The sequence below is a fragment of the Streptomyces capoamus genome, assembly GCF_014654935.1.
In the GTDB taxonomy this organism is placed as follows: Bacteria; Actinomycetota; Actinomycetes; order Streptomycetales; family Streptomycetaceae; genus Streptomyces; species Streptomyces capoamus.
Map to the genome: position 1 here is coordinate 396,460 of NZ_BNBF01000002.1, position 2,866 is coordinate 399,325.

A 2,866-nucleotide genomic window follows, 5' to 3' on the forward strand; every position below is an offset into this window, starting at 1 on the left:
ACTGGAGCACGCGCGCGTGGCGCCCCCCGAGCGCACGCACCCCCTGCTGCCCTACCTGGACGACTCGACGTCCGGCGCGGAGCCCGACGGCTACGACCTGCGCATCTCCGTCGCGATCAACGGCCATGTGGTCTCCGAGCCGCCGTTCTCCACCATGTACTGGACCGCCGCCCAGCAGCTCGCCCACATGACGGTGAACGGCGCCTCGTTGCGCACGGGCGACCTGTACGGCTCGGGCACGGTCAGCGGACCGGCCGAGGACCAGCGCGGCTCCCTGCTGGAACTGACCTGGAACGGCCGCGACCCCCTCGACCTCCCGGACGGCAAGCGGGCCTTCCTGGAGGACGGGGACGTGGTGACGCTGTCGGCGTGGGCTCCCGGCGCGGACGGGCGCCGGGTGGGCCTGGGCGAGGTGCACGGCCGGGTCGTCGCCGGGTGACGCGCGGTCCGGCGAAGGAGGGACCGCCCGGGCGACTTGTAGCAAGCAGTTGACACAAGTCTGCCGTAGCGGCCATCTTGTACTCACTACTTGATACAAGCGGTGAGTACAGGACTGTGCCGTCACGGGGGTCTCTCATGAACAGAACCGAACCGAGCACCACCACCCTTCCGGCCTCCCGCCCATCGGTCGACCGGTACGCCCGCTGGACCGGCCTGGCCGTCGGCGCACTGGCCGGAATCGCGCTGGCACCGCTGGACGGCGGAGACGGCGTCCTCTACGCCATCCCCGCCTTCGGGCTCTGCGCGGTGGCCGGCGTCCTGGCGGGCGACGCCCTGACCCCGCGGGCCCGCGGCGCCGTCCGCACGGCCGGCCTCGCCCCGCGCCGCGTCCGCGACTACGTCCCGCCCCGCATGACCGCGTTCCTCCTCGCTCTGGCGGGCGCGCTGGTGCTGCTGCTCGCCGTCGCGGGGGCGATCGCCTCACCCGACGACCTGGGGCGCGCGAGCCGGTCCCTGACCGTGCACTGCGCACAGGCCGCCGACACCGGCGGCATGCGACCGCTGTCCCAGTCCGCCGGCCCCTGGCCGGGCCTCCACTACGGCCTGCCGATACTGGGCTCCCTCGCCGTCGCCACGGCCGCCTGCGGCTGGTCCCTGCGGCGGATCGCCACCCGCCCCGGCGACGAACGGTCCCGCCGCGACCGCAGCCTGGCCGTCGTCGCCGCCTGGGGACTGATCGTGTCCGCCTCCCTGCTGGGCGCCGCCTCCACGGCATCCGGCGCGCTCATGAACCTCACCTGCGACGGGACGGCGGGAACCCTGGCCAACTGGGTGCTGTGGCCGCTGGCGGCGGCTGCCCTGGTGACCGTCCCGTGGACGCTGGTCACCGTGTGCTCGCCTGTGTCCTCCCGGGCCCGGCACCCCGTCGGCACGGGCCACTCCAGGCGGACCCAGCGGCCGGCCCCGGGCGCCCGCCCGTGAGCGGGACCGCAGTGCGGGTCGACACCACCAGCCCCGTACCGCCCTACGAACAGATCCGCGCCCAGCTCGCCGCGCTCATCGCCACCGGCCGGCTACGGGAGGGCGAACGCCTGCCGACGGTACGACAGCTCGCCGCCGACCTCGGCCTGGCTGCGGGCACGGTCGCCCGCGCCTACCGCGAACTGGAGACGGCCTCCCTGATCCGCACCAGACGCGGCGCGGGCACGCGCGTGGCAGCCCCGCCGACCGGCACACACCGCCCCGACCCCGCCGAACTCGCGGCGCTGGCCGCGACCTTCGTCAGCCAGGCACGGGCCCTCGGAGCGACCGAGGAGGAAGCGCTCGGGGCGGTGCGCGGGGCCCTTCGGGAGTGACCGCCGGGCAGGACACCGGGCGCCGGAGCGCACCCGCGCGTGGTGCTGCGGCGCCTGCCCCGCGCGCGTGCCGGTACGGCACCGGCGGCGCGGAGCATTTCCTTTCCTCGGCCAACTCCCCGATCCGCCCACGCGCGCGTGCGGTGGTGCAGTTGCACGCGGTGCGGTTGCGGCGGTGCGGTGCGGTTGTGGGGCGGTGCGGTTGTGGCGCGGTGGTGCGGTAGCGCGGTGCGGTTGTGGCGCTGGGGGGTTGCGGCGCTGGGGGGTTTGTGGCGCTGGGGGGTGACGGTGACGGGGCAGTGCGGCGGGATCGGCTCCGACACCTGACTCGGGGCGCCGGTCTTCGTCATACTGACGGGGACACGCACCACGCGCGAGCCGCCGTCGCGTGACGCGTGCCCCGGCACCACCGACACCGCACACCTCTCCGACCAGGAACCGGAGCCCCGGCATGACCGTCTGCCTGCTCCTGCTGAGCGTCGTCGCCCTGACCGCCGCCGTACCGGCGCCGCGCGCGCTGACCCGTGCCGCCTGGCCCGAGCGGGAACCCGTGGTGGCGCTGTGGGTGTGGCAGTGCCTGGTCGCCACCGTCCTGCTGTGCTGCCTGACCGCCCTGGTCCTGGGCGCGGCGGCCGTCTTCCACACCGTCCGCGACCGCGTGTTCGCTCCCGCCCCGCCCGCCGTCACCGCCGCGTACGACCTGTCCACCGCGCCGGCGTGGGCCGCCGCGCTCACCATGCTGCTGGCCTGCGGGGCGGCCTGGACGACGGCGATGCTGGGCCGGGAACTCGTCGAGGCCCGCCGCAGCCGCGGCCAGGCCCGGGCTCAGCTGCGCGAACGCGCCCCCGAGCTGCCGGCCGGACTTCCCGCGGCACGCGGACCGATGCTGGTACTGGAGGACGACTACCCGGACGCCTGGTGGATGCCGGGGCACCCGCCGCAACTGGTCGTCACCACCGGGGCACTGCACCGCCTGACCGACCTGCAACTGGACGCCGTCCTCACCCACGAGCGCGGACACGCCCGCGCCCACCACGACTGGCTGCTGCACCTGTCCACCGCGCTCGCCA

General features: G+C 75.4%; 4 protein-coding genes. All 4 read left to right on the forward strand.

The features are described 5' to 3' along the window. The coding region (locus tag IE312_RS38895) for a fumarylacetoacetate hydrolase family protein (protein WP_229899092.1) at positions 1-439 on the forward strand (439 nt) is incomplete at its 5' end. Positions 440-576: 137 nt separating this feature from the next. Further along, positions 577-1,422, forward strand: a complete 846-nt coding sequence (locus IE312_RS05335) for a hypothetical protein (RefSeq protein WP_189978791.1) — start codon at positions 577-579, stop codon at positions 1,420-1,422. Continuing rightward, positions 1,419-1,796, forward strand: coding sequence for a GntR family transcriptional regulator (locus IE312_RS05340; RefSeq protein ID WP_189978793.1), 378 nt, complete (start codon positions 1,419-1,421; stop codon positions 1,794-1,796). The genes IE312_RS05335 and IE312_RS05340 overlap by 4 nt, the downstream gene beginning before the upstream one ends. A gap of 451 nt (positions 1,797-2,247) precedes the next feature. Continuing rightward, on the forward strand, positions 2,248-2,866 hold a 619-nt coding region (locus tag IE312_RS38900), incomplete at its 3' end, for a M48 family metalloprotease (RefSeq protein ID WP_229899095.1).